The sequence below is a fragment of the Mycobacterium sp. TH-M106 genome, from assembly GCF_057473765.1.
In genome coordinates this window covers 1-1310 of sequence record NZ_JBYCLE010000526.1, presented here as the reverse complement: position 1 = coordinate 1310, position 1310 = coordinate 1, and the positions used below count along the sequence as shown (strand labels likewise).

The following is a 1310-nucleotide window of genomic DNA, read 5'->3' as shown; positions in this document are numbered from 1 at the left end:
CCGGTTTCCTACGGCGTGTTCCGGATGTGAGCCAGATGTTCGATACCGTGCTGGTGGCCAACCGCGGCGAGATCGCGGTGCGGGTGATCCGCACCCTGCGCCGGCTGGGAATAAGGTCGGTGGCCGTCTACAGCGACGCCGACGCCGGCGCCCGGCATGTGCGCGAAGCCGACACCGCGGTGCGGCTTGGCCCGGCGCCCGCCGCGGAGAGCTACCTGGCGATCCGCAAGGTGCTCGACGCCGCGGTGGCCACCGGAGCCCAGGCGATTCATCCGGGTTACGGGTTTCTCTCCGAGAACGCGGAATTCGCGGCAGCCTGCGAGCAATCCGGGGTGGTGTTCGTCGGCCCGTCGTCGCGGGCGATCGAGGTGATGGGCGACAAGATCACCGCCAAGAACACCGCCTCGTCCTTCGACGTGCCGGTGGTGCCGGGGGTGACCAGACCCGGCTTGACCGACGACGAGCTCGCGGCGGCCGCAGCCGACATCGGCTACCCGGTGCTGATCAAGCCGTCGGCCGGCGGCGGCGGCAAAGGCATGCATCTGGTGCACGACCCGGCATTGCTGCTCCAGGAACTGGTCATCGCGCGACGCGAAGCGGCATCGGCGTTCGGCGACGACACGCTGTTTGTCGAGCGATTCCTGTTGCAGCCCCGCCATATCGAGGTTCAGGTGCTCGCCGATACCCAGGGCAACGTGGTACACCTTGGTGAACGCGAATGCAGCCTGCAACGCCGCCATCAGAAGGTCGTCGAAGAGGCGCCGTCGCCGCTGCTGGATCCGGCCACCCGCGCCCGGATCGGCGCGGCCGCCTGCAACACCGCCCGCAGCGTCGACTACGTCAGCGCCGGCACCGTGGAGTTTATCGTCTCCGCCGATCGCCCGGACGAGTTCTTCTTCATGGAGATGAACACGCGACTGCAGGTGGAACACGCTGTCACCGAGGCGATCACCGGTCTGGACCTGGTGGAGTGGCAGCTACGGGTAGCGGTCGGAGAGAAGCTGCCGTTCACCCAGGACGACATCACACTGACCGGGCACGCCATCGAGGCCCGGGTCTATGCCGAGGATCCGGCGCGAGGCTTCCTGCCCACCGGCGGTCGGGTGCTCGCCGTGCACGAGCCCACCGGCGCAGGAGTGCGGGTGGACTCCTCGCTGCAACCCGGCACGGTGGTCGGCAGCGACTACGACCCGATGCTTTCCAAGGTGATCGCGCACGGCACCGACCGGGCACAGGCGCTGACGCGGCTGGACGCGGCCCTGACCGCCACGACGGTGCTCGGGGTGCAGACCAACATCGAGTTCCTGCGT

1 protein-coding gene is annotated in these 1310 nt (G+C 68.5%); it reads left to right on the top strand.

The genetic code is table 11. The features are described from left to right. Positions 1 to 35: 35 nt before the first annotated feature. Positions 36 to 1310, top strand: a 1275-nt coding sequence (locus AC2VOP_RS18290; RefSeq protein WP_486962279.1) for an acetyl-CoA carboxylase biotin carboxylase subunit, incomplete at its 3' end; no start/stop codon positions are given.